The sequence below is a fragment of the Psychromonas sp. L1A2 genome (assembly GCF_009828855.1).
Lineage (GTDB): Bacteria > Pseudomonadota > Gammaproteobacteria > Enterobacterales > Psychromonadaceae > Psychromonas.
Map to the genome: position 1 here is coordinate 874,545 of NZ_WUAG01000001.1, position 22,664 is coordinate 897,208.

23 protein-coding genes are annotated in these 22,664 nt (G+C 36.0%); 16 read left to right on the plus strand and 7 right to left on the minus strand.

Going from position 1 to position 22,664, the window contains the following annotated elements:
- Positions 1–53: 53 nt before the first annotated feature.
- From clcA to GQR59_RS03875, 7 genes are all read left to right on the plus strand, one after another.
- Entirely contained in the window at positions 54–1,478 is a 1,425-nt protein-coding gene (gene clcA / locus GQR59_RS03845) for a H(+)/Cl(-) exchange transporter ClcA (protein WP_160060773.1), read from the plus strand.
- Between the two features lie 11 nt (positions 1,479–1,489).
- Entirely contained in the window at positions 1,490–2,212 is a 723-nt protein-coding gene (locus tag GQR59_RS03850; protein ID WP_160060774.1) for a DUF6776 family protein, read from the plus strand.
- A 78-nt stretch (positions 2,213–2,290) separates the two neighbouring features.
- Positions 2,291–2,641 (plus strand): iron-sulfur cluster insertion protein ErpA, encoded by a 351-nt coding sequence (gene erpA, locus GQR59_RS03855; RefSeq protein ID WP_160060775.1) that lies wholly within the window; start codon positions 2,291–2,293, stop codon positions 2,639–2,641.
- 222 nt (positions 2,642–2,863) lie between these two features.
- A complete protein-coding gene (locus GQR59_RS03860; RefSeq protein WP_160060776.1) occupies positions 2,864–3,490 on the plus strand; it encodes a trimeric intracellular cation channel family protein in 627 nt (208 codons plus the stop codon).
- A 141-nt stretch (positions 3,491–3,631) separates the two neighbouring features.
- On the plus strand, positions 3,632–4,966 hold the full coding sequence (gene argA / locus GQR59_RS03865; RefSeq protein ID WP_160060777.1) for an amino-acid N-acetyltransferase: 1,335 nt from the start codon (positions 3,632–3,634) through the stop codon (positions 4,964–4,966).
- Positions 4,963–6,075: a TAXI family TRAP transporter solute-binding subunit gene (locus tag GQR59_RS03870; protein ID WP_236546640.1), complete on the plus strand. Its 1,113-nt coding sequence runs from the start codon at positions 4,963–4,965 to the stop codon at positions 6,073–6,075. Before argA ends, GQR59_RS03870 begins: the two co-directional genes overlap by 4 nt.
- A 218-nt stretch (positions 6,076–6,293) precedes the next feature.
- Positions 6,294–7,625, plus strand: coding sequence for an IS4 family transposase (locus GQR59_RS03875; protein ID WP_160060778.1), 1,332 nt, complete (start codon positions 6,294–6,296; stop codon positions 7,623–7,625).
- A 60-nt stretch (positions 7,626–7,685) separates the two neighbouring features.
- On the opposite strand, the gene fur is transcribed toward GQR59_RS03875, so the two are convergent.
- From fur to GQR59_RS03900, 5 genes are all read right to left on the minus strand, one after another.
- Positions 7,686–8,123 carry a ferric iron uptake transcriptional regulator gene (gene fur / locus GQR59_RS03880; protein ID WP_160060779.1) on the minus strand — a complete coding sequence of 146 codons (438 nt, stop codon included), beginning with the start codon at positions 8,121–8,123 and terminating at the stop codon, positions 7,686–7,688.
- A 28-nt stretch (positions 8,124–8,151) separates the two neighbouring features.
- Positions 8,152–8,679: a flavodoxin FldA gene (gene fldA / locus GQR59_RS03885; RefSeq protein ID WP_160060780.1), complete on the minus strand. Its 528-nt coding sequence runs from the start codon at positions 8,677–8,679 to the stop codon at positions 8,152–8,154.
- 10 nt (positions 8,680–8,689) lie between these two features.
- Positions 8,690–8,968, minus strand: coding sequence for a LexA regulated protein (gene ybfE, locus GQR59_RS03890; RefSeq protein ID WP_160060781.1), 279 nt, complete (start codon positions 8,966–8,968; stop codon positions 8,690–8,692).
- 64 nt (positions 8,969–9,032) lie between these two features.
- Positions 9,033–9,254 (minus strand): DUF2788 domain-containing protein, encoded by a 222-nt coding sequence (locus GQR59_RS03895; protein WP_160060782.1) that lies wholly within the window; start codon positions 9,252–9,254, stop codon positions 9,033–9,035.
- Positions 9,255–9,656: 402 nt separating this feature from the next.
- Positions 9,657–10,442: an alpha/beta fold hydrolase gene (locus GQR59_RS03900; protein ID WP_160060783.1), complete on the minus strand. Its 786-nt coding sequence runs from the start codon at positions 10,440–10,442 to the stop codon at positions 9,657–9,659.
- A gap of 152 nt (positions 10,443–10,594) precedes the next feature.
- Between GQR59_RS03900 and GQR59_RS18960 the strand changes: the two genes are divergently transcribed.
- From GQR59_RS18960 to hemH, 9 genes are all read left to right on the plus strand, one after another.
- Positions 10,595–10,951 carry a hypothetical protein gene (locus GQR59_RS18960; RefSeq protein WP_442966175.1) on the plus strand — a complete coding sequence of 119 codons (357 nt, stop codon included), beginning with the start codon at positions 10,595–10,597 and terminating at the stop codon, positions 10,949–10,951.
- 5 nt (positions 10,952–10,956) lie between these two features.
- Positions 10,957–11,235, plus strand: coding sequence for a hypothetical protein (locus tag GQR59_RS18965; RefSeq protein ID WP_442966176.1), 279 nt, complete (start codon positions 10,957–10,959; stop codon positions 11,233–11,235).
- Positions 11,236–11,273: 38 nt separating this feature from the next.
- Positions 11,274–12,926 carry a phosphoglucomutase (alpha-D-glucose-1,6-bisphosphate-dependent) gene (gene pgm, locus GQR59_RS03910; RefSeq protein ID WP_160060784.1) on the plus strand — a complete coding sequence of 551 codons (1,653 nt, stop codon included), beginning with the start codon at positions 11,274–11,276 and terminating at the stop codon, positions 12,924–12,926.
- Positions 12,927–13,280: 354 nt separating this feature from the next.
- On the plus strand, positions 13,281–15,758 hold the full coding sequence (locus GQR59_RS03915; RefSeq protein ID WP_160060785.1) for a glycogen/starch/alpha-glucan phosphorylase: 2,478 nt from the start codon (positions 13,281–13,283) through the stop codon (positions 15,756–15,758).
- A gap of 120 nt (positions 15,759–15,878) precedes the next feature.
- On the plus strand, positions 15,879–16,211 hold the full coding sequence (locus GQR59_RS03920) for a DUF406 family protein (protein ID WP_236546641.1): 333 nt from the start codon (positions 15,879–15,881) through the stop codon (positions 16,209–16,211).
- Positions 16,212–16,398: 187 nt separating this feature from the next.
- Positions 16,399–17,733 (plus strand): DEAD/DEAH box helicase, encoded by a 1,335-nt coding sequence (locus GQR59_RS03925; RefSeq protein ID WP_160060786.1) that lies wholly within the window; start codon positions 16,399–16,401, stop codon positions 17,731–17,733.
- 646 nt (positions 17,734–18,379) lie between these two features.
- Entirely contained in the window at positions 18,380–18,649 is a 270-nt protein-coding gene (locus tag GQR59_RS03930; RefSeq protein WP_160060787.1) for a DUF3081 family protein, read from the plus strand.
- 164 nt (positions 18,650–18,813) lie between these two features.
- Positions 18,814–19,566 carry a bifunctional 2-polyprenyl-6-hydroxyphenol methylase/3-demethylubiquinol 3-O-methyltransferase UbiG gene (gene ubiG, locus GQR59_RS03935; RefSeq protein WP_160060788.1) on the plus strand — a complete coding sequence of 251 codons (753 nt, stop codon included), beginning with the start codon at positions 18,814–18,816 and terminating at the stop codon, positions 19,564–19,566.
- 328 nt (positions 19,567–19,894) lie between these two features.
- Positions 19,895–20,932 (plus strand): ferrochelatase, encoded by a 1,038-nt coding sequence (gene hemH / locus GQR59_RS03940; RefSeq protein ID WP_160060789.1) that lies wholly within the window; start codon positions 19,895–19,897, stop codon positions 20,930–20,932.
- A gap of 408 nt (positions 20,933–21,340) precedes the next feature.
- On the opposite strand, the gene GQR59_RS03945 is transcribed toward hemH, so the two are convergent.
- Together GQR59_RS03945 and GQR59_RS03950 are read right to left on the minus strand one after the other, a co-directional pair.
- Complete coding sequence (locus GQR59_RS03945; RefSeq protein ID WP_160060790.1) at positions 21,341–21,877, minus strand: CreA family protein; 537 nt, start codon at positions 21,875–21,877, stop codon at positions 21,341–21,343.
- Positions 21,878–21,887: 10 nt separating this feature from the next.
- Positions 21,888–22,664, minus strand: a complete 777-nt coding sequence (locus GQR59_RS03950; RefSeq protein ID WP_160060791.1) for a Zn-ribbon-containing protein — start codon at positions 22,662–22,664, stop codon at positions 21,888–21,890.

The window sequence follows — 22,664 nt, forward strand, 5'->3', positions numbered from 1 at the left end:
TTGTTATAATATTGGTTTTTTCTTCATTTTTTGTTTTAGGTCGTATCACATTTATGAAAATAGCATTGCCAGCAGCTTGTATTAATGGAATAAAAAGCTTTATTGACCGCTTTTTTACTAGAAAAAATAGTGCTTTATTAATTTGGTTATCTATTTTTATTGGTCTCTTGGCTGGCAGTATTTCTGCATTATTTGACCATGGTATTATTTGGGTCTCAGAAATGCGTTTGGAGTTAATTCATACTTATGGTGGTGGAGAAGTACCTTTATGGGTCATTGCCGTGCCGATTTCATCAATAATGGTGGGTATTGCTTTTTATATTACACATCGATTTGCACCTGAAGCTGGCGGTAGCGGTATCCCTGAAATTGAAGGTGCAATGGAGGGGATGCGTCCAGTGCGCTGGAAACGTGTTATCCCTGTTAAATTTTTTGGTGGTTTATTAGCCTTAGGCAGCGGGATGGCATTAGGTCGCGAAGGTCCCTCCGTGCAGCTTGGCGCTAATATTGGACGAATGATTTCAGATATTTTCAAAGTAGATAAAGTTGATGCACAAGCACTGCTCGCCGCTGGTGCAGCAGGAGGTTTGGCGGCTGCTTTTAATGCGCCTTTAGCGGGTATTATGTTTGTTATTGAAGAGATGCGTTCGCAATTTAATTATAGTTTAACTTCCACTAAGAGCGTATTTATGAGTGCGGTGATGGCGACTATCGTAATGCGCCTATTCACCAACCAAGATGCGGTTGTGACTGTCACACAATATTCTCACCCTGATCTGCATACACTTGGTTTTTATCTTGTTTTAGGTTTTTGTTTTGGTGTGATTGGTCTCTTTTTTAATAAAATGATTCTTGCGACGCAAGATATGTACTTATCTATTCATCAAAATCAACGCTGGCGTTTTGTTGGTATTGGGTTATTTCTTGGTGCCGTATTTGGTGCTTTAACGATAGTTGAACCTGATATTGCATTCAGTGGTATCGAGCTTATTCCTCATGTTGAAGGTGGTCAGTATCTTGCTGGTGGGTTACTACTTTTATTCATATTACGTACATTTACTACCTTATTAAGTTTTGGTTCTGGTGCACCCGGTGGTGTATTCGCTCCGACTCTAGCTTTAGGTACGTTATTTGGGATGTTATTTGGTGTTATCGCGCAAGCACTATTTCCAGATCTGATTACAGAACCCGGTGCCTTTGCGATTGCTGGTATGGGAGGGTTATTCGCCGCAACAGTACGAGCGCCTATTACAGGTATTTTATTAGTAATAGAGATGACTAGTAATTATGAAATGATTTTACCATTAATTGTAACTTGTTTAGGAGCAACTATGGTGGCTCAAACATTAGGTGGTCGTCCTATTTATACACAGTTATTAGAAAGAACATTAAAACTATCGATGCGTGCAAAACGTCAAGAAACAACAGATAAAGCGATGTTCCGTATTCTTGGCAAATATAGTAAGTATAAGAAATAAGAAGGAATCGCATGAAAGGTTTTAAAATAAGCTTTTTTAAATGGCTGGTGATCAGCTTAATCTGTATCTACTTTGGCTTTATGGTTGGTAAATTTAAACAAGATATATTACAACATAAAGTTCAATTACTAGAGTTGGATGCAGAGAGCTTAACCACAGAAAATACTCAGCTCACAGAACGTTTGAATTTTATTCAGGCCGAGTTTAATGCCGAGCGAGAAATTCATGATGTTTTAAAAAATGAAAATAAAGAGTTGAATAAAGCCTTAGATGCGAGCAATGATAAATTATATTTTTATGAGCAAGTTGTTGCACCTGAATTATCAGTGACAGGTTTAAATGTTTATTCATTCTCTGTAAGTAAGGGTGAAGAAGAGGGGACTTGGTTGTATGAGCTAGTGTTAATGCAAGCTCAACAAGGGCGTCGTGAGTTAAGTGGGCAAATCGAAATTACATTTGCTGATACAGATGAAGGTGAAATAGATACAAAAGACGTTAAATTGAGTGAAATCGATTCAAACTTTGAATCTTCTTTTAAATTTCAGTACTTTCAAACGTTAAAAGGAAACTTCACTTTACCTAAAGAAATTAAAGTTGGACAAGTATTTGTTGTTGCGGAAGCTAATCGTACAAATTGGACTCGCGCCCAACGTATTGAGAAAGTATACGATTGGGAAGGTTTCATTGAAAACAAAGGATCATTACTTGAAGAGTTGCCTACTCAGGCTGAATAATAGATCCTTCTAATACTTGAACAAATTGGTCAGGTATTAGATAATGGCTTTAGGCAAATTAATAGGACTAGAAATAAAATGACAAGCGAAGTGGAAATTGCATTACCGATTTATTTCAGTGATAGCGCAGCAAATCGAGTTAAAGCATTGATCGCAGAAGAAAATAATCCTTCTCTTAAACTACGAGTTTATGTAACTGGTGGTGGTTGTTCAGGCTTTTCATACGGTTTTACGTTTGATGAAAAAACAAATGATGATGATACATTAATTGAAAATAGTGGTGTGACATTATCTGTTGATCCAATGAGCTTACAATATCTTGTTGGTGGCACGGTTGATTTTATTGATAACCTTGAAGGTTCTCGTTTCTTAGTTAACAATCCAAATGCAACTGCAACTTGTGGTTGTGGCTCTTCATTCTCTATCTAAACATCGATTCTAGCGTTAACAATTAAAATAAACATGCTTACTTTGATAGGTGAGCATGTCTAACTCACCTCTATTTTTCTTATTTTTATATAAAACTAATCTACTGTAATCTTGTGACTTATTTTCTTTATAATATAGCAATATATAAGGTTGCAACTAAGTTAACTGATAGTTTAACATGCGCCTAAAATGGCTAAGTGCTTTAAGGGAATAAGGAATAACATGTTAGATAATTTCATCTACATATCAGATTTGATTGGTATGATCACCTGTGCCATTTCTGGCGTGTTAGTCGCAACTCGTCTACGTATGGATCCTTTTGGTATCAGTGTATTAGCTGGAGTCACTGCTGTTGGTGGTGGTACGCTTCGCGATATGATGATGGGCGCCACTCCTGTATTTTGGATTGAAGATAATACTTATATCTACGTTATTCTTATCACTGCGCTTTTAAGTGTATTATGGTTGCATCGTATACATCGGTTCCCCGCTTACTTATTACCTATTTTCGATGCCTTTGGTTTGGCTATTTTTACCATTATTGGCGCACAAAAAGCATTAATGTTTGGATTTAGTGGACCTGTTGCCATTGTGATGGGATGTATTACGGGTGTTGTCGGTGGCATGATAAGGGATATATTGAGCGGTCAAATCCCATTCGTGTTACAAAAAGAAATTTATGCAACAGCCTCTATTTTAGGTGGCGCTTTATATGTTCTTTGTGATTATATTGAGTTAGGGCCTATTTTCTCGATGGTTGTTGCCATGTTAGGTACGTTATCATTAAGGTTATGTGCTATTTATTACCATCTTTCATTACCTGTTTTCAGTAATGACAGAGAAGCGTAATATAGCCACTAGAATATTAAAGTTAAAATTTTTGAGTTTATTTAACATTCTTTAAACAATTGTTTTGCAAACATAAACTCCAAGTTGATAAACTCTAACACCTAAATGTATCTTAGATTGTTGTGATTAATAGGTAGGCACATGGAAGCAGTAACAAATTCAACACAACTGATTAATTGGTTTCGTAATTCAGCTCCTTATATTAATGCACATCGCCATAAAACATTCGTGTTAATGATTGGTGGTGAAGCGTTAGAAACAGATAACTTTCAATACATCATTAATGATATTGCCTTGCTGAATAGCTTGGGAGTTAAGTTAGTGTTAGTGCACGGCGTTCGCCCTCAAATACAAAAACAACTTGATATGCACGGACATAGCAGTCAATTTCATAATGATTTGCGTATTACCGACGATCGTAGTTTGTCACTTATTAAACAGGCTGTTGGTGCGGTTCAAATTGAACTACAAGCAGGTCTTTCTATGGGCTTAGCTAATTCACCGATGCAAGGTGCGGCTATTCGTACAGTAATTAGTAATGTCGTCACTGCCCAACCTATAGGTGTTAAAGATGGCATTGATTTTTGTCATGCAGGTAAGGTTCGCCGTATTGATGTTGAAGGTATTAAATCTCAACTGTCTTCAGGTGCCATTCCTATTATTTCTCCTATTGGATACTCAGTGACTGGCGAAGTATTCAATTTACTTGCAGAAGAAGTGGCAACACAAGTTGCGATTGATATCAAAGCAGATAAGTTAATTGGTTTTTGTTCTAATCAAGGTGTATTAGACGAAAACGGTAACGTTATTTCAGAGTTGTTACCAGAGCAAGCACAAGTACATATTGATGCGATAGAGAAAGAATCGGGACAAGCCTCTGGTACATTACGCTTTTTACGTGCCGCTGTTGCTGCTTGTCAAGCTGATGTGGCGCGTTGTCATTTAATTAGCTATCACCAAGATGGAGCCTTGTTAAAAGAACTCTTTACCCGAGATGGTACTGGTTCTCAAATCGTTAAAGAAAGCTATGAGCAAATCCGTACTGCCACTATTGATGATATTGGTGGTTTACTGCAGCTTATCGAACCATTAGAAAAGCAAGGTATTTTAGTTAAACGTTCTCGTGAATTATTAGAAAATGAAATTGAATCTTTTATGATCGTTGAACGCGATGGCATGGTTATCGGTTGTGCTGCGCTATATCCTTTCATGGACGATAAAATGGGTGAGCTAGCTTGTTTAGTTAGTCATCCAAAGTATCGTCGTGCTGCCCGTGCAGATAATCTTGTTGAACATGTTGAGCGTAAGGCAAGACAATTAGGTCTCGACACCATTTTTGTATTAACAACACAAAGTATTCATTGGTTTAGAGAGCGAGGTTTTTCGTTTGCTGAAATTAACCAATTGCCCGCAGCTAAAAAAGAAATGTATAACTTGAAGCGCAATTCAAAAGTGTTGATAAAAAAAATCATATGATGAAAATAAAAAAAATGACTGAGAAATTAGTCTCTAACAGTCATTCTAGGTGCTCTAAATTTATTATTTTGAGACGCTTATTTTTAGCTTCACGTATTGCTTTAATTAGTTTTTTACTGATTTTTTTTCAAGCAACTGCATCTGCAAAAGTAGAATATATCTCAATCGGCACTGGCGGAATTAGTGGCGTATATTATCCAACAGGCGGCGCAATTTGCTATTTAGTAAATAAAATCAGAGTAATAGATAATATTCGTTGTGAAATTAAAAGCACACCTGGATCGATTTATAACTTAAGAGCTTTAAAAGATAAAAATATTGACGTGGTGGTCGCTCAATCTGATTGGCAATATCATTTTTATCAAGGAACCTCTTTATTTAAAGAGCAAGGGGAATTTAAAAAGCTACGTTCACTTTTTTCAGTGCATTCAGAACCTTTTACTGTGCTTGCTAGAAAAGATGCCAATATTAAGAGCTTTGAAGATATTAAAGGAAAACGCGTTAATATAGGAGCACCAAACTCAGGGCAACGAGCAACAATGGAGATGCTTCTTGATCTCTACGGTTGGGGGGACGCTGACTTTTCTGAAATAACTTACCTAACACCTAGTGAACAAGCTCAGGCTCTATGTGATAAGAAAATAGATGTCATTATTTATGTAGTAGGGCATCCAAACAGTTCTATTAAAGAAGCGAGTAGTGCTTGTCAAACGACGTTGGTCAATGTTACGGGTCCTAAAATATCTAAATTAATAAAAACTCTCCGTTATTATGAAGCGGTTAATATACCTGGTGGCATGTACCGTGGAAGTCCTAATAAAACCGAAACATTTGGTGTTGGAGCAACAATTGTTACCACAACAGATTTACCTGAACATATTGCTTATGAAATAGTAAAAGCAGTGTTTGAAAATCACGATACTTTTGTTCAATTACATCCTTCTTTTAAGGACTTATCTAAACGGGCGATGGTCAGCCAATATCTTTCTGCACCGCTGCATCCAGGTGCATTGCGTTACTATAAAGAGGTTGGCTTAATCAAAGACGATATTGATAAGGTTGCCGTTAAAGGGGAACCTCTAGGTCATGTTATTACCAACGCAGAGTAACCTTTGTGCAGTTCATCTTTTGAGATGACAGATAGATGTGTAGTGAGTACTAGTTAGTATTAACTAAATTGCCATAAGTATAGTTAGACCAAAAGAGAAGATATAAAAAAGCCTGTTTAGAAACATAATGCCGATCGTTTAAGGATCTGTTAAGAAAACTTGAACGATTTTACAGATAGATCATAATCCTCAATCTTATTAAAGGTTGGGGATTTTTTTTGTTTAATCAAGAAATGGAATTAGTTTATGAGTCATTTGAAAATCAAGATTCATACAACAATGTTTTAACTGCTATCGATACAAAATGGATCGAAGAGGCATTATTTAAAACACAAAAAGCAAGTATTCGACGTCGTCGTTTACCAGCAGAGCAAGCTGTCTGGCTCATCATTATGATGGGCTTGATGCGCAACCATTCTATTAAAGAAGTTTGTGGCTCCTTAGATATTGCCCTGCAAATAAACCCAGATGAAACATACACCCATGTTGCTTCTAGCGTATTAACAGACTGTCGCAAACGCTTAGGTGAGTTACCAATGAGTTATCTGTTTAGTACGACGTGCGCTGCATGGCATGAGACCATTATTTCAAAGCCACATTCATTAGGACTAAATTTACTCGCAGTTGATGGCACTACATTTAGAGCTCAAGACACACCTGAAAATAGAGCTGAATTTGGTTTTATTTCAAAAAAACATCCTGTATACCCTCAATTACGTATGGTTTCCTTACATTCAACACAAACAAGAATGTTACTTGGCGCTGCCTTTGATAGTTGTGACATCGGAGAAACAACGTTAGCAAAACGCTTGCTTACAGATATTCCCGAAGACTCCTTAACATTATTTGACCGATGTTATTTTTCAGCTGATTTAATGCTAAATTGGCAACAATTTGGCATCAATGCTCACTGGTTAACGCCCGTAAAAAAGAGCATTAGGTATGAAGTTATTAAGCGATATGCAGATAATGACTTATTGATTGAAATGCCTGTTTCTCCCCAGGCGCGTGCCAAAAATCCAACATTACCAGAAACTTGGCAAGCTAGAATGATTTGTTATAAGCAACCCAAAGGGGAAATTAAAGGTTTTATTACTTCACTCATTGATTCCGAGCTTTATACCATGGAGGCATTGTTAACTGTTTATTGGGAACGTTGGGAAATAGAGCAGAGCTTTGGTGAACTTAAAAATAACCAACTCAATGGCGAAATAACCTTACGAAGTCGGTTTCCAGAAGGGGTAAAGCAAGAGTTGTGGGGAGTGTTGCTTGGTTATAATCTAATTAGGCTTGAGATGGTACATATAGCTCAAGAAGCAAACGTTGAACCCACCCGTATTAGCTTTACTTCAGCTATTTGTATAATAGATATGCAAATCCGTGGCTACGCTTTATCAGGCGATGGCACTATTCCCAAAAAACTTCGACTTATGCGAGAAGATGTTAAGCATTTTATTTTGCCTAAAAAAAGAAAACACCGAACGTTTTCACGTTCAGTGCTTTATATACCATCAAGGTATCCGTTAAGATATAAGCCTAATATCTCTTAACCGAACGGCATTGTGTTTAGAAACAGGCTTTTTTATTGTTTAAAATGTGAATTACAAAGTCTAAACTTTATAATTCTTATGATTACATTCGCCATCAACTGGCTCACCATAAAGATATAAACTGTGGTTAGTCAGTTTAATTCCATATTTAGCTGCAATAAGGTTTTGTTGATCTTCAATCAGTGGATCATTGAATTCAATTACTTCACCACATTTTAAACATACTAAATGGTCATGATGTTCTTGATGAGTTAATTCAAAAACGGATTTTCCGCCTTCAAAATGATGACGTGTCACTATACCCGCATCATCAAACTGATTTAAAACGCGATACACAGTTGCTACACCGACTTCATCACCTTGTTCAAGTAGTTTCTTGTAGAGGTCTTCGGCACTTAAGTGCTGATTCTCTGGCAACTGTAATAAACTTAAAATCTTTAAACGTGGTGATGTTACTTTTAAACCCGCTTCTTTTAGGGCTAAATTTTCATTACTCATGTCGTTTCCTAACTGCTGTATTTTGAATTTAATCGGCTAATTCCGCTAAACACATTTCATTATAAATCTGCTCTGACCATGCTTTTACACGTGATGCAGTCAATTCAGGCTGGCGATCTTCATCAATACCTAAACCAATAAAAGTACTATCATCGATTGAAGCTTTTGATGCTTCAAAATCATAACTTTCAGATGGCCAGTTACCAACAATAATAGCACCCTTACTTTCAACTATGTCACCTAATTGGCCCATTGCATCTAAAAAGTATTCTGCATAGTCTTCTTGGTCGCCACAACCAAAAATAGCCACTAATTTATCAGTAAAGTCGATATCTTCTAGATCAGGGAAAAAATCATCCCAATCACATTGCGCTTCACCGTAGTACCAAGTTGGAATACCAAATAAAATAAGGCTGAATTCAGCGATATCTTCTTTGCTACTTTTAGCGATATCTTTTACTTCTACTAACTTTTTACCTAATTCTTTTTGTATCATTTTTGCAACTGCTTCAGTGTTACCTGTGTCGCTGCCAAAGAAAATACCTACGCTAGACATACTTTATACCTTAATTTATTTGATTTAACTGTGCGTGAAGAAGTTGAGTGATTAATTCTGCACGACTTATTGATTGTGTATCAGATAATGCATTTAATTTTTCAAATAAATCATTATCTACTTTTAATTCGATTCGTTTCAAACCGTTTTGTTTGTCTCGTAACGTCTGCTTCTGCTTATTGATCTTTAGCTGAACTTGACGAGAATGAGGGTTACTCTTAGGTCTGCCTCGGCGTACCTCGTTTGCAAATAGATCGCTTGTAATACGATCAAATGATTCCTTTGCCATTTTGTTACCTAACAATTCTTACTTAACAACACTTACTTTACAATACAATCACTGAGCTAATTATTTAACCAATGCCTGAATTAACCCATACAATTTCAATTATTGCTTTTGAAATAAAACCAATACAACCAAAAAATAAAACTGCCCACACTACGTTGCGACCAAACTTCGGCACATTACCTTTTTTTAATACGTCTTGAATTGCCAAACCAATAAATAAAAAAAGTAAAAGATAGAAACCATAGAGCCCAATCTTTTCAATTTGTTCAGTATATTCTTGCAGCATATTTTAACTTCTTTTAAAAAATGAATATATAGCTGTCGCCATTCAATATACTTGCACCAATTATTAGTTTAAATCACTGATAAAATATAACTGGAGCGCTTATTAAGCCTTTATTTATATTGTCATATCAAGTTGATTTTTAAACTAACGACTTACAAAGTAAGTATTGAGGCAAACATTTTAGTTGTATTCAGAGTGGTTAACGCGTTAACCCTCTATTAACCATGGTTAGCTGCTTGCATTTAACCATGATTAGAAAGCCTTGAGTAAAGTTGCTAGGTCTTTAATTTTACCTAGAAAATATTTACTTCATGGCTTGCTTGAATTTTGCATTCTGAATGATAGCGGGTATCTGATCTAGATGCCATCGAAAATAGACAAATATGTTTATGTTATGTCGATTTATTGAGCAAAAAAGTTCATCACTAAACGGTTAAAGGTTTTTGGTTTTTCTGCATGTAACCAGTGTCCCGTTGCGTTAATGACTTTAAGCTTCGCATTTGGGAATAGCGTAATGATTGATTGTTGGCTTGCTTGATCAATATAATCAGATAATTCACCTTTAATAAATAACGTTGGCTTATCATAATGGTTATGTTGTTCTGGCCAATCTCGAATCAAAGAGTAATTCTTGTATAAATTATTTACATCATAAATAAATCGAAAACCGTTATCACCGCGTTGGTAAGATTTTAATAAAAACTGTCTAATTTCAGGTGTTTCTACATAATTTGCTAACACGGTATCAGCTTCTGCTCTATTTTTAACATTCGAGTTACTGACCGCTTGTAAACCTGTAAACACATCGCTGTGTCTGTCAACATGTGACGTTGGCGCTATATCGGCAACGACTAAGCGATTAATGCGGTTGGGCTGTAATAAAGCACAAGTCATTGCAATCTTCCCTCCCATCGAATGGCCTAGTATTGAAAATGTATCAATGTTTAGCGAATCTGCTACTTCAAAGATATCATTGGCCATCTCTTGGTAAGTCATTGTTGTACTTCGGTCACTTTGACCATGGTTACGTACATCAACTAAAATGACATCAAAATTATTTTGTAATTCTTTTCCTAAGCTGGAAAGGTTAGACAAACTACCAAATAAGCCATGAATTATAAAAATAATCTCACTTTTATTAACTGTTTCATGTTTGGAAGATTGTTTTAATTGGTAATTTAGTAGCATAAACGCTCATTTTAAGTGAAAATAAATAAAGTTAGAAATAATAGCAAATTATGCATTAAAGCTGAAAGTATTTAGATAGTGCTCGTCATTATCATTTGAGCTTACTGTATCAAACACTGCGACGAAAAAATAAGTCACGTAATGGGGAAATAATGAAAACGATCGAAATAGAAGATGATCTATATAAATATATTTTAAATAATATTGAAGCCTTCGGCGAAACTCCCTCACAAATTCTTCGTCGTTTATTAGCATTATCTGAAGATAGTCATGTTACGAATAATGTAACCAAGAGCGTTGTTAATACAGCTCAGCAAGATCTTCATAATAAGACAAACGATACTGTAAAACCTGTATTATCTACTTCAGAACTTAACAAAAAAAGTTCAGAAGATATCGATTCAATTAATGACAGTGATGATTATGAATATAAGAGTGTGAGTCAATTATTTGGTGACAAGGCTTTTACATCAGAGCCGATTATTACCAAAATTTATGATGATGCTTAACGACTATGTACTTTGAAAAAAAGGCAGCGTTTATTGATGCCGCAGAAAAAACCAAAGGTCGTACTCGTGCTTATCTTGGCACGCATTTAGATGAATTATTAAACTCCGATAATGAAGAAGAGTTAGCTCAATTCAAAGCAAGCAAACCAAGAACCATTCCAAATACACCTTATTGGGTGATTACCAATGCAAATACTGGTCGTAAACGTATTATTTTGACGCAAATGATGGCTTCAATGGGATACCCACATCATTTGATTGAACGAATAAAAGAAGAAATTTAATTTAATTTAATTTATTTTCACCACAATCTGAGGTACTTATGGCAATTCATCCACGCGCAGGTCAACCCGCACAAGTAAGTGATTTAGTTGATATTCCGAAATTAGTGTCTGCATACTATGTTAATCTTCCTGATGTTGATGTTGTAGAGCAACAAGTCGCTTTTGGTACTTCTGGCCATCGAGGTAGCTCTTTTAAGTATGCATTCACTGAACTGCATATACTTGCCATAACACAAGCTCTTGCTGAGTACCGTAAAGAGAAAGGGTATACAGGGCCTGTTTTTATTGGTAAAGATACGCACGCATTATCTGAGCCTGCTTTCATTTCAGCAGTACAGGTACTGGTTGAAAATGGTATCAAAGTAGTGGTTCAAAAGGGTGGTGGTTATACACCTACGCCAGTTATTTCTCATGCTATTTTGCAATATAACAAAGCTAATCCAGATTCACTGGCTGACGGAATTGTTATTACTCCTTCACACAATCCTCCTGAAGACGGTGGCTTTAAATATAACCCACCTAATGGCGGCCCAGCAGATAGCGATGTCACTAAACTTATTCAAGATCGTGCTAATGAAATATTAAATGATAATTATGATGATATTTTGCAAGCAGACTTCGATGAAGCGATGCAGTCTGATTTAGTTGAAGAGTATGACTATATCCAACCGTATGTTGATGATTTAATCAATGTATTAGACCTCGAAGCGATTGCTAAATCAGGCATTAAAATTGGTGTTGATACGTTAGGCGGTTCAGGCGTTGCTTACTGGCCTGTGATTGCTAAAACTTATGGTTTAAACATTGAAGTTGTCAATGATCGTGTTGACCCTACGTTCTCATTTATGACATTAGATAAAGATGGCAAAATCCGCATGGATTGTTCATCACCTTATGCGATGGCTGGTTTAATCAAGTTAAAAGATAAATTTGATGTTGCGGTGGCTAATGATCCTGATTATGACCGTCACGGTATTGTGACTAAATCATCTGGTTTATTAAATCCTAACCATTATTTAGCGGTTGCGATTAACTATTTGTTCACGCATAGAAAACAATGGTCTGAAAAAGCGATTGTGGGTAAAACATTAGTTTCAAGCTCAATGATTGATCGAGTTGTGAATGAGTTAGGACGTGAGCTATCTGAGGTTCCTGTTGGTTTTAAATGGTTTGTAGATGGACTATTTGACGGTAGCTTTGGTTTTGGTGGCGAAGAAAGTGCCGGCGCTTCGTTCTTACGTAAAGATGGTACGGTTTGGAGTACTGATAAAGACGGTATTATTCTTGCGTTATTAGCGGCTGAAATTATTGCTGTCACTAAGAAAGATCCAGGTGAACATTATGCAGAATTTACTGCTAAATTCGGAGCGCCTGTTTATCAACGTTTCGATGCACCTGCTTCACCAGAGCAAAAACGCGTATTGGCTAACTTAAGCCCTGAGATGGTTGAAGCTGAAACACTTGCAGGTGAGAAAATAACTGCGAAATTGACTCATGCATCTGGCAATGGTGCTGCTATCGGCGGGTTAAAAGTGACCACTGAAAACGGATGGTTTGCTGCTCGTCCTTCAGGAACTGAAAATATTTATAAAATATATTCAGAGTCGTTTTTAGGTGAAGAACATATCGCGCAGATTCAAACAGAAGCGCAAGAAATTGTTGCGCAGGCTTTCGCTAAAGCAGGGATTTAATTTCTTTATCACTCCCTCAATAAGCTGAATAAAATAAAGGCAGAGTTTTTACTCTGCCTTTTTATTGGGCGTTTATAAATACTTTTAAAATTCATTAAAATAAAATCCTTAGTCTATACTAATCATTATTGTGATCTTGATCTCGTTATTTTATTCAGATCTTAGATTCAATAGAACATTAAATATTCAACGATAAAGGTTTCTCTTCCTTTTTATTGTTTATTTTTTGACTGGAATGTTGAAAGGTAATTTATCTTCCATAAAACTTCTTCTTTCATTCCACTGTTCTTATCTCTTATCAAAACGTTTTATACATGATGATATTTCACTTAACACTTAGCTAGTAGGTCTAATATGGCGATTAAAAAGAATCAAGAATCAGTAGCAGTACCTTCAGTAACGAGTGCTGAAATGCAACAAGCGATTATCGATCGTCTACGTAAAGGGATTGGTACAGATAGATATAAAGCAAATAATAAAGCATGGTGGAATGCAACCTGTCAGGCAGTTAATGAACTGGTATTTGAAAAATTAACGCAAACCCAACAAAATCATTCAAAGAAAGATACGCGTGCGGTTAATTATCTTTCGCTTGAGTTTTTGATGGGACGCTTGTTATCTAACAATCTCCAAAACTTAGAAGTGTTTAAAGTCACTGAAGATGCATTAAAAGCATTAGGTAAGGACTTATACGAATTATGCGATGAAGAACCAGATATGGCATTAGGTAATGGCGGTTTAGGTCGACTTGCTGCATGTTTTATTGATTCGCTAGCGACGCTTGGATATCCAGCGATTGGTTACGGTATTCATTATGAGCATGGTTTATTTAAACAAGAGTTTCAAGACGGTCGCCAAATCGAGCGTCCTGACACATGGCGTGAATATGGCAACCCATGGGAAATTTGTCGTCCTGAATCAATTCAATTTGTTCCTTTATATGGTTATGTTGAAACGGTTTTTGATCAAAAAGACGGCCCTAGAAAAGTGTGGCATGCTGGTCAAAAATTAAAAGGTGTTCCATGGGATATCCCCATTGTAGGTTATGGTGCTAAAACCGTTAATATTCTACGTTTATGGGAAAGTCGTGCTCATGAAGCATTTGATTGGGATGTCTTTAATGCAGGCGGTTATGTTGATTCACAAGTCGAAAAATCAAAAGCAGAAACAGTATCCAAAGTACTTTATCCAAATGACTCAACAGATGCGGGTAAAGAGTTACGTTTAATTCAACAATATTTCTTTTGTGCTTGTTCAGTGAAAGATATTTTACGTCGCTTTAAACGTGCGAATAAAGATTGGTCATTGTTGCCTAAAAAAGTTGCTATTCAATTAAACGATACGCATCCAACGATTGCTATCCCTGAATTAATGCGTATTTTAATTGATGAAGAGAATTTAGATTGGGCGACAGCATGGGGAATTTGCCAAGAAACTTTCGCTTATACCAACCATACGTTATTACCTGAAGCATTAGAAAAATGGTCTGTTGCTCTGTTTGAAAAAGTATTACCCCGCCACTTAGAAATTATCTATGAAATTAATGCTCAATTCTTAACTAATATTGTTGAGAAAAAATGGCCTGGCGATGACGAGAAAAAACAAAAACTCTCTATCATTGAAGAATCTCAACCACGTATGGTGCGCATGGCCAACTTATGCGTAATCACCGCCTATAAAGTAAATGGTGTAGCGGCAGTACACTCAGAGCTTGTTAAAACAGATCTCTTCCCTGAGTTCCATGAATTATTCCCTGGTAAATTAGTTAATGTGACCAATGGTGTTACGCCACGTCGCTGGTTGAAAGCCTGTAATCCTGGTTTAGCAACGTTATTAGATGAAACCATTGGTGATGACTGGGTGCTTAACTTAGATAAGTTAAAAGGCATTCTTCCAAAAGCAAAAGAGGCGGCTTTCCAAAAACGTTTTATGGACATTAAAAAACAAAATAAAGTGGGATTAGCTAAAATCATTAAAGATACAACCGGCGTTGAAGTCTCTGTCGATGCTATTTTTGATGTGCAAATTAAACGTTTGCACGAATACAAACGTCAGCAATTAAACTTGATACATATTTTAACCTTATATAAACGTTTACTTGAAAATCCTGACTATGACATGGTGCCTCGTGTGTTTTTATTTGGTGCAAAAGCAGCGCCGGGTTACCACATGGCAAAAGAGATTATTTTTGCACTAAATAAAATTGCAGATAAAGTGAATAACGATGAACGTATTAAAGACAAATTAAAAGTTGTTTTCTTACCTAACTATCGTATCTCTCTTGCAGAAAAAATGTTTCCTGCTGCAGATGTTTCAGAGCAAATTTCAACGGCGGGTCTTGAGGCATCTGGCACCGGTAATATGAAGTTCTCATTAAATGGCGCACTAACCGTCGGCACAATGGATGGTGCAAATATTGAGATGGCTGAAGAAATTGGTGCTGAACATATGTTTATCTTTGGTTTAAGCGTTGATGAAGTAAAAGCATTAAAAGCAAGTGGATATAATCCTTATGATTATTACTATAAAAATCCAGAGCTGAAAGCGGTGCTTGATTGGTTAGATACTGACTTCTTTACCCCTGGTCATGCTGGTTTATTATCTGATATTAAACGTAGTTTATTAGAATGGGGCGATGAATATTTATGTCTTGCTGATTACGCATCTTATGTTGCAGCTCATCAAGATATCGATACGCTTTATCGTGATCAATCTGCTTGGGCTGAAAAAGCCATTCTAAATGCAGGTGCGATGGGTAAGTTTAACTCAGATCGCTCAATTGAAGACTATGCAAGTAAAATTTGGAAATTAGAAAAATTTCCGACAGCTTAATGATTTAAATCATTAAAAGGTAAAAGGCGACACGTAATGTGTCGCCTTTTTTATTTAAAGCAAGCTACAATAATTTCTATTGAATAACCGCAGTTTAAGTCACTACAGTAAGAGGTCATTATGTTTTCAAAAGATATGCTTTCAAAAGAAACGTCTCAAAAAAATCAGGTTCAAGAAAATGAGGTCTGTGAAGCATGCGGCACAATCGTTGAACTGGGTAGTGTTATTACAGAAGATGATACACAGCTTGTTTTACCGTTCTCTGGCCCGACTAAAGAAAGTGTTGAAGCATTAGCTGAAAAATATATTAAAGCGGCTAAAGCACGTTTTGAAACAGTCGAAATAACGGTGGATTATAAAGAAGTAGAATCTACTATTGAAAGCGAAGTCACTTTGCAATTTGAATGTACGGCTGAAAAGCTTATTTTCGAAATGGGATTAAGCGCAATTTAACGACTTTTCTTAATAACGAGAGAAGGGAGTCAACGTGTTGTTGATTCCCTTTTTAATCTTTTTTCGCTGTTTTACATAAAATCTGCACTTTTCTCATTGTTATTACAAACTTCATTTCTTGTTTTTCTGCTTAATCGTTTATACTCACTCTTTAATTTATTATTTTTACTGTTTATTGGAGCATACATTGCTAATTAAAGATTTACCCATAGATCAGCGTTTGATCACTTCCGTTTCACATTTAGGTTTTACTGAAACAACACAAATTCAAGCAGAAGCCATTCCGGTTGCTGTCTCTGGGAAAGATCTTTTAGCATCATCTAAAACAGGTTCAGGTAAAACGCTCGCTTATTTATTACCAGCTATGCAACGTGTATTAAAAACACGTGCGCTGACTCGTCGTGATCCTCGCGTATTAATTTTAACGCCAACACGTGAACTTGCTAAACAAGTTTATGCACAACTACGTTTATTAGTGTCTAACACCAGTATTAAATCAATTTTAGTCTTGGGTGGTGAGAACTTTAATGACCAAGTAAAAGCAATCGATAAACATCCGCATTTTATTGTGGGTACGCCAGGGCGTATCGTTGATCACCTTAAAAAAGGACTATTGCATTTACCGGGTTTAGAATTACTGATTTTAGATGAAGCTGACCGTATGTTGGATTTAGGGTTTGCTGAGCAATTAACGGCGATTAATGAAGCGGCTAACCATCGTCTACGTCAGACTTTAATGTTCTCTGCGACGTTAGGTCATGGTGAAGTGAATGAGTTTGCTGGCCACCTACTAAAAGCGCCTGTGCGTATTGCAGTGGGAGAAGAGAATCAACAACATAGTGAAATTACTCAACGCTTTTATTTAGCAGATAATCTTAACCAAAAAGAAAAACTGTTATTTCACTTCTTAAACAAAGAAGAAATCAATCAAGCGATTATATTTACCGCTACCCGTGCTGATACTGAACGTTTAAGTGCAATATTAGTAGAAAAAGGAATGTCAGCAGTCGCGCTGCATGGCGATTTAACACAAGCAAATCGTAATAAGATCATGGATTCTTTTTCACGCGGAAAAGATAAAATCTTAGTGACGACTGATATTGCTTCACGTGGTTTAGATTTAATACATGTAAGTCATGTCTTCAACTTTGATATTCCAAAGCATACTGAAGAGTACATTCACCGTATAGGACGTACTGGTCGAGCGGGTGAGTTAGGCGATGCTATTTCTATTATCGGTCCTAAAGACTGGGATAACTTTAAAAAAGTAGAAAGCTTTGTTGCTCAAACGATTACTTTTGACAAAGTGGAAGGGGTTAACCCGAAATTTAAAGGCTTAAAACCAGTACAGAAGAAAGTGTTCAAAGCGAAAAAAGTCGTTGAAAATAAACAAAAACCGATCGCTAAAAAAGCAAAAATAAGCACTAAAAAACAAGAAAATGTTTTCCATGAGTCTGTGGATGTAGGTGAAGCACCAATGCGCCGTAAGAAAAGAATCATTGTTGATGATTCGGAAGATTAATTTTTTAAGTAGTGATTGATCGCTACTATATCAAAGTAATAGCATTATTTTCAGGATCTAAAAAATGCCTTAATGAGTGATCATTGAGGCATTTTTTTTGCTTCTTAAACTTCCGCTTTATTTATTAAGCTTTGATCTTTGATGCTTAACTATTTTTAAACTATTTAAACTATTTAAACTGTTTTAACTCATCAACTACCACTTTTCTCTTCTCCTTCTTTTCTTTCTAACGAACTTCTTCATACCAATGGAATTAAATAAGTGATCAGAGATTGCGTAGGAAAAATTAACACTAATAAGGCGTGAGTTGTAGGAGATAGTTGTTCTCACTTCAAAACTCACAACGCAGTTAGGGAGGATTTTAACCAGCAAGAATGATCACCTTATTAATTCTTTTGGTATCAGTAGAGGTTTGTCTAATATTTAGCCATTTTTCTTTTTTAAGAAGTCTGACAGATTTGATCTTTTTCTTTGTTCATTCGTATTAATTACAGTGCTAATTATGATATTAATAACTTAAGTGATATGCATTTATTGTGTAAGTTAGATAAGGACAAGATGTGCATTGAAGAAACGAGGTTGATTGATATGGGCTTATCGCTGAATTAAATAATATCGACACTCAATAACTAAAGAGGCACGATTTATGGACGTAAATAAATTAAGAAAACGAGATTTGCTACAGGCTTTTGATTTAGTCACGACTAAAGGAAAAAAGACTGATGGTGTCTATGAACTTTCAGGCGTAAAAGCGTCTCAGGATTTTGACGGATACACTTGTTGGTTATCATTTAAAGATCTGACCGTGACTTTATTATTCCATGGTGCATTTGATATGGATTATGAAGATGAAGACACTCAGAAAGTGTTTTTTAAAAAGATATCTAAAATGATAGATGATAAAGAAAGCTTTTAATTAGAAAAGCAACTCAGATAAATAATAAATCTACTAGTACATTCTTCAATTAAAATAAGTATTAATTCACCCTTCAGTGATTTATTCATAATATGCAATAGTTTACTTTCTTTGCATATTTCAATATCTGATATCTAAACCTACTACTAATGACAAGGAATAGTATGAGTAAGTTAACATCCACCAATACAGTTGATGCGTCGGAAGTAGCTAAATTTGAAGCAATGGCTGATGAATGGTGGGATCCGCAAGGAAAGTTTAAACCTTTACACATGTTGAATCCTTTGCGTGTTGAATATATCGTTGAGCAAATAGCGACACAATTTAATCGAAACTTAAATAGTACAAAGCCTTTTAAAGGTTTGCGATTATTAGATATTGGTTGTGGTGGTGGGCTGTTAAGTGAGCCTATGGCACGTTTAGGTGCTGAAGTGGTAGGTGCAGATGCTGCTGCAAGGAATATTCCTGTTGCACAAGTTCATGCTAAGCAATCTGGTTTAACGATAGACTACCGTAATACCATGGCAGAAGCTCTAGTTGATGAAGGTGAGTTGTTTGATGTGATCCTTAATATGGAAGTCATCGAACATGTTGCTTCTCCACAAGCACTTCTAAACGCTTGTGAAGCATTACTAAATAAAAGTGGGTTGATGCTTTGCTCTACGATCAATCGTAACCCCAAAAGCTATTTAGTCGCTATTATTGGTGCTGAAAGAGTAATGCGTTGGTTACCTGCTGGGACACATCAGTGGCATAAGTTTATTAGACCGCCCGAGCTTGCTGATATGTTTAAAGTTACACGTCTGGAATTGATCGATAAAAGAGGGTTTATTTTTAATCCATTATTATGGCGATGGTCATTATCGAAGTCAGACTTATCAGTTAATTATGTTATGGCTGTAATAAAGCCTGCTTAGTCTTTTTATTAACGATTAACGCACTATTAAATTACTTTTCTTTATATATGTATTCTGGATATTTTAAATTAAAGCTTTATTCTATGCTTACTGTCTATTTCTTATTAAGTACTGTTACTAAGCACTATTACTAAACATTATTACTAAGAATTGTTTCTAAATAGTAAGAACTGTTTCTAAAAATTCTTACTAAGAATTAAAATTAAAGATTATTGTTAAGTGTATGCTAATACTTAGCAATAAACTTAACTACAAAGTGATCTGAAATCATTATCGACTCGTTATAAGTCGTCACCGTTAAAAATTATATGCTCAGAAGGAGCCTTGTGTGTCACGTTTTTCAGGAATTACCGATAACCCTCATAAAGATCGTTTTAATCAAAAAACAGGTATTCTGCTAACTAATCTAGGTAGTCCTGATGAGCCTTCCACTAAAGCGGTGAGAATTTATTTACAAGAATTCTTGTCCGACCCTCGTATTGTTGAAATTCCACGCCTAGTTTGGATGATTATTTTACATGGCATCATTCTTAGAATACGCCCTAAACGTTCTGCAAAACTCTACAAAAGCATTTGGACTGAAAATGGATCGCCTTTAACCCATATAACACGTCTTCAACGAGATAAATTAAGTGCGCTTTTAAAGCAACAAGGGTACGAAAATACCGAAGTGGTTATGAGTATGCGTTACGGTAATCCTTCCATTGAATCTGGTTTAGAAGAGTTGCGTGAAAAAGGCTTTACTCGCATTGTTGTATTACCTTTATATCCTCAATATTCAAGCCCTACGATAGGCTCTACATTCGATGCTGTTTCCAATGTTTTGCGTAAATGGCGTTGGGTGCCTGAATTACATTTCATTAATGGTTATCATAAAAATACAACTTACATCGATGCGTTAGCGAATAGTATCAGTGAGGATTTGAAGAAACACGGGACGCCACAAAAACTCGTTTTTTCATATCATGGTATGCCAAAGTTATTTTTAGATAATGGTGACCCTTATTATTGTTTATGCTTACAAACAACACGTTTAGTGGTTGAAAAACTAACATTAGATAAAGATCTACAGCTAGATAAAGAAAATGTTATTAGTACTTTCCAAAGTCGTTTTGGCAAGGCTGAATGGCTAAAACCTTATACCGATGCGACATTGCAAGGTTTACCTGAGCAAGGTATTAAAGACATAGCAATTATCAGTCCCGCTTTTAGTGCCGATTGTTTGGAAACATTGGAAGAGATCGAAGGTGAGAATAGAGAAATATTCGAAGAGGCGGGTGGTGAGAAGTACCGTTATATTGCAGCATTAAATGATCGTGACGATCATATTGAAGCGATGTTAGATGTATTAAAGCCTAACTTATAATCTTTTCCTCGGTTCGCATAATAAGTGTAACGGCTTTTAGCTGTTACTCATATTTTATAAAAGCGCTTTGTAATACCGATTACATTAAATAAGTGATCTAAATTTTGCGTAGGAAAAATGACTTAGTTTAAGGCGTAAATTGAGCCTTTCGAAGATTAACTTCGTTAATCGTCTATCGGAGAATTAACCAAAGGATGTTAATTCTTTAATGGTTGTTCCCTTTACGAAATTTACAACGAAGAAATAAGTTATTTTAACCAGTAAAATAGATCAGTTAATTAGTGTGATTGGTATAAGACCCAATAAAAAACCTCGGAGAGTGATTACTCGACGAGGTTTTTTAACTCTATAAAGCGGTCTTTAAAGGCGTTAATGATTTTCTTTTATAACCTTTAATGCCTGCTATAGTTATTTTTCTATTGTTAGTTCTGTCGCTATTTCTTTGGTCGTTTCTGATGATGCTTTTGTTGAAGATTGGTAAGCATCAGTTCCCCATAAAGGGACAGTAGAAAGGCTATGCTTAAAGCTGCCAGATGTTTCTTTAGTAGAGTAAGAAACATACATAAGTGTTTGGTTTTCTTTATCATAAACGCGTCTTATTTTCATCGTTTTGAAGAAAATACTCTTAGATTTTTTAAATACTACATCACCAGATTTGCTCTTATCAATCTCAGCTATCATTGCAGAAGTGATTGGTCCTGTTTGACGACAAGCAATCGCGCTATCACTTGGGTCAGAGAAACTAAGATCTGCTTCTATTGATGCAACATGACAAGTCACACCGGTTACAATCGGATCTTTTAGCATATTCAATTTAATATCTTGAGTAGTGAATAAACCTAAACTTACATCTCCCACTTCATCATCAGAACATCCCTTTAATACAAAGAAGCTGATAATAAGTATTAGCAATATAATGCCTATCATTTTTAATTTTTTTAACATGTAGATGATCCTATTTTTTGAAGTCCCAAGAAAGGTTAGATACTAACTGGCATTGGTCGCATTTAAAATCAAATATCTCAAATAACGGCGCTTTTAATTTCCATTCCCCACCACAACTTGGACAAGGTCTATTTTGTTCTTCTTGCAGTGACTTACCTGCAACACGGTACAGATAATAATAGGTTGGTACTTTAGTAATATATTGAATGCGTTTGCACAGGTTAGTGCCACGGTGAAAAAATTTACTGCTTACTTCGCCTAGTTCTTTTAATGCTGCACTAGACACTGCAGAGCCATTCATTTGTAATTCGTCTAAGTTCACCCATTCCTCTTGCCATTTGATAGCACTTTTCCTATCTCCATTACTGATTTCTTCAGGTGTTCGGTAAAGTGGAATAGGAGCCAGCGTTTCGCCACAACGAATAGGTGAGCAAGTATCTAAAAAAGTAGTATAAAGAATTTGCCAGCTTGGTGTGAAATTAGTCGCACACTGTTGCGAGTTTAAATCTTCTGCAATGGTTTTAATTTTAGGAGTGAGTAGCCCTGCTTTAGTTAGCCCATTTAAAGCATGTGTTACTTGAGGACTGTTAAAGCTAGCACTTAAACTATGCTCTTCTGGACAAACTAATCGTGTTGTAAAAACGGCTCCTTGCATTGCCACCGGGAATTCTCGACCAAGAATTTGTCCATTATAACGGAGCATGTCTAAATAATTATTAATTGCACGTTCAACGGCTGCATATTGCGTATCTTCGTAGCATTCAAAGCTTAATTCTTTAATAAACAC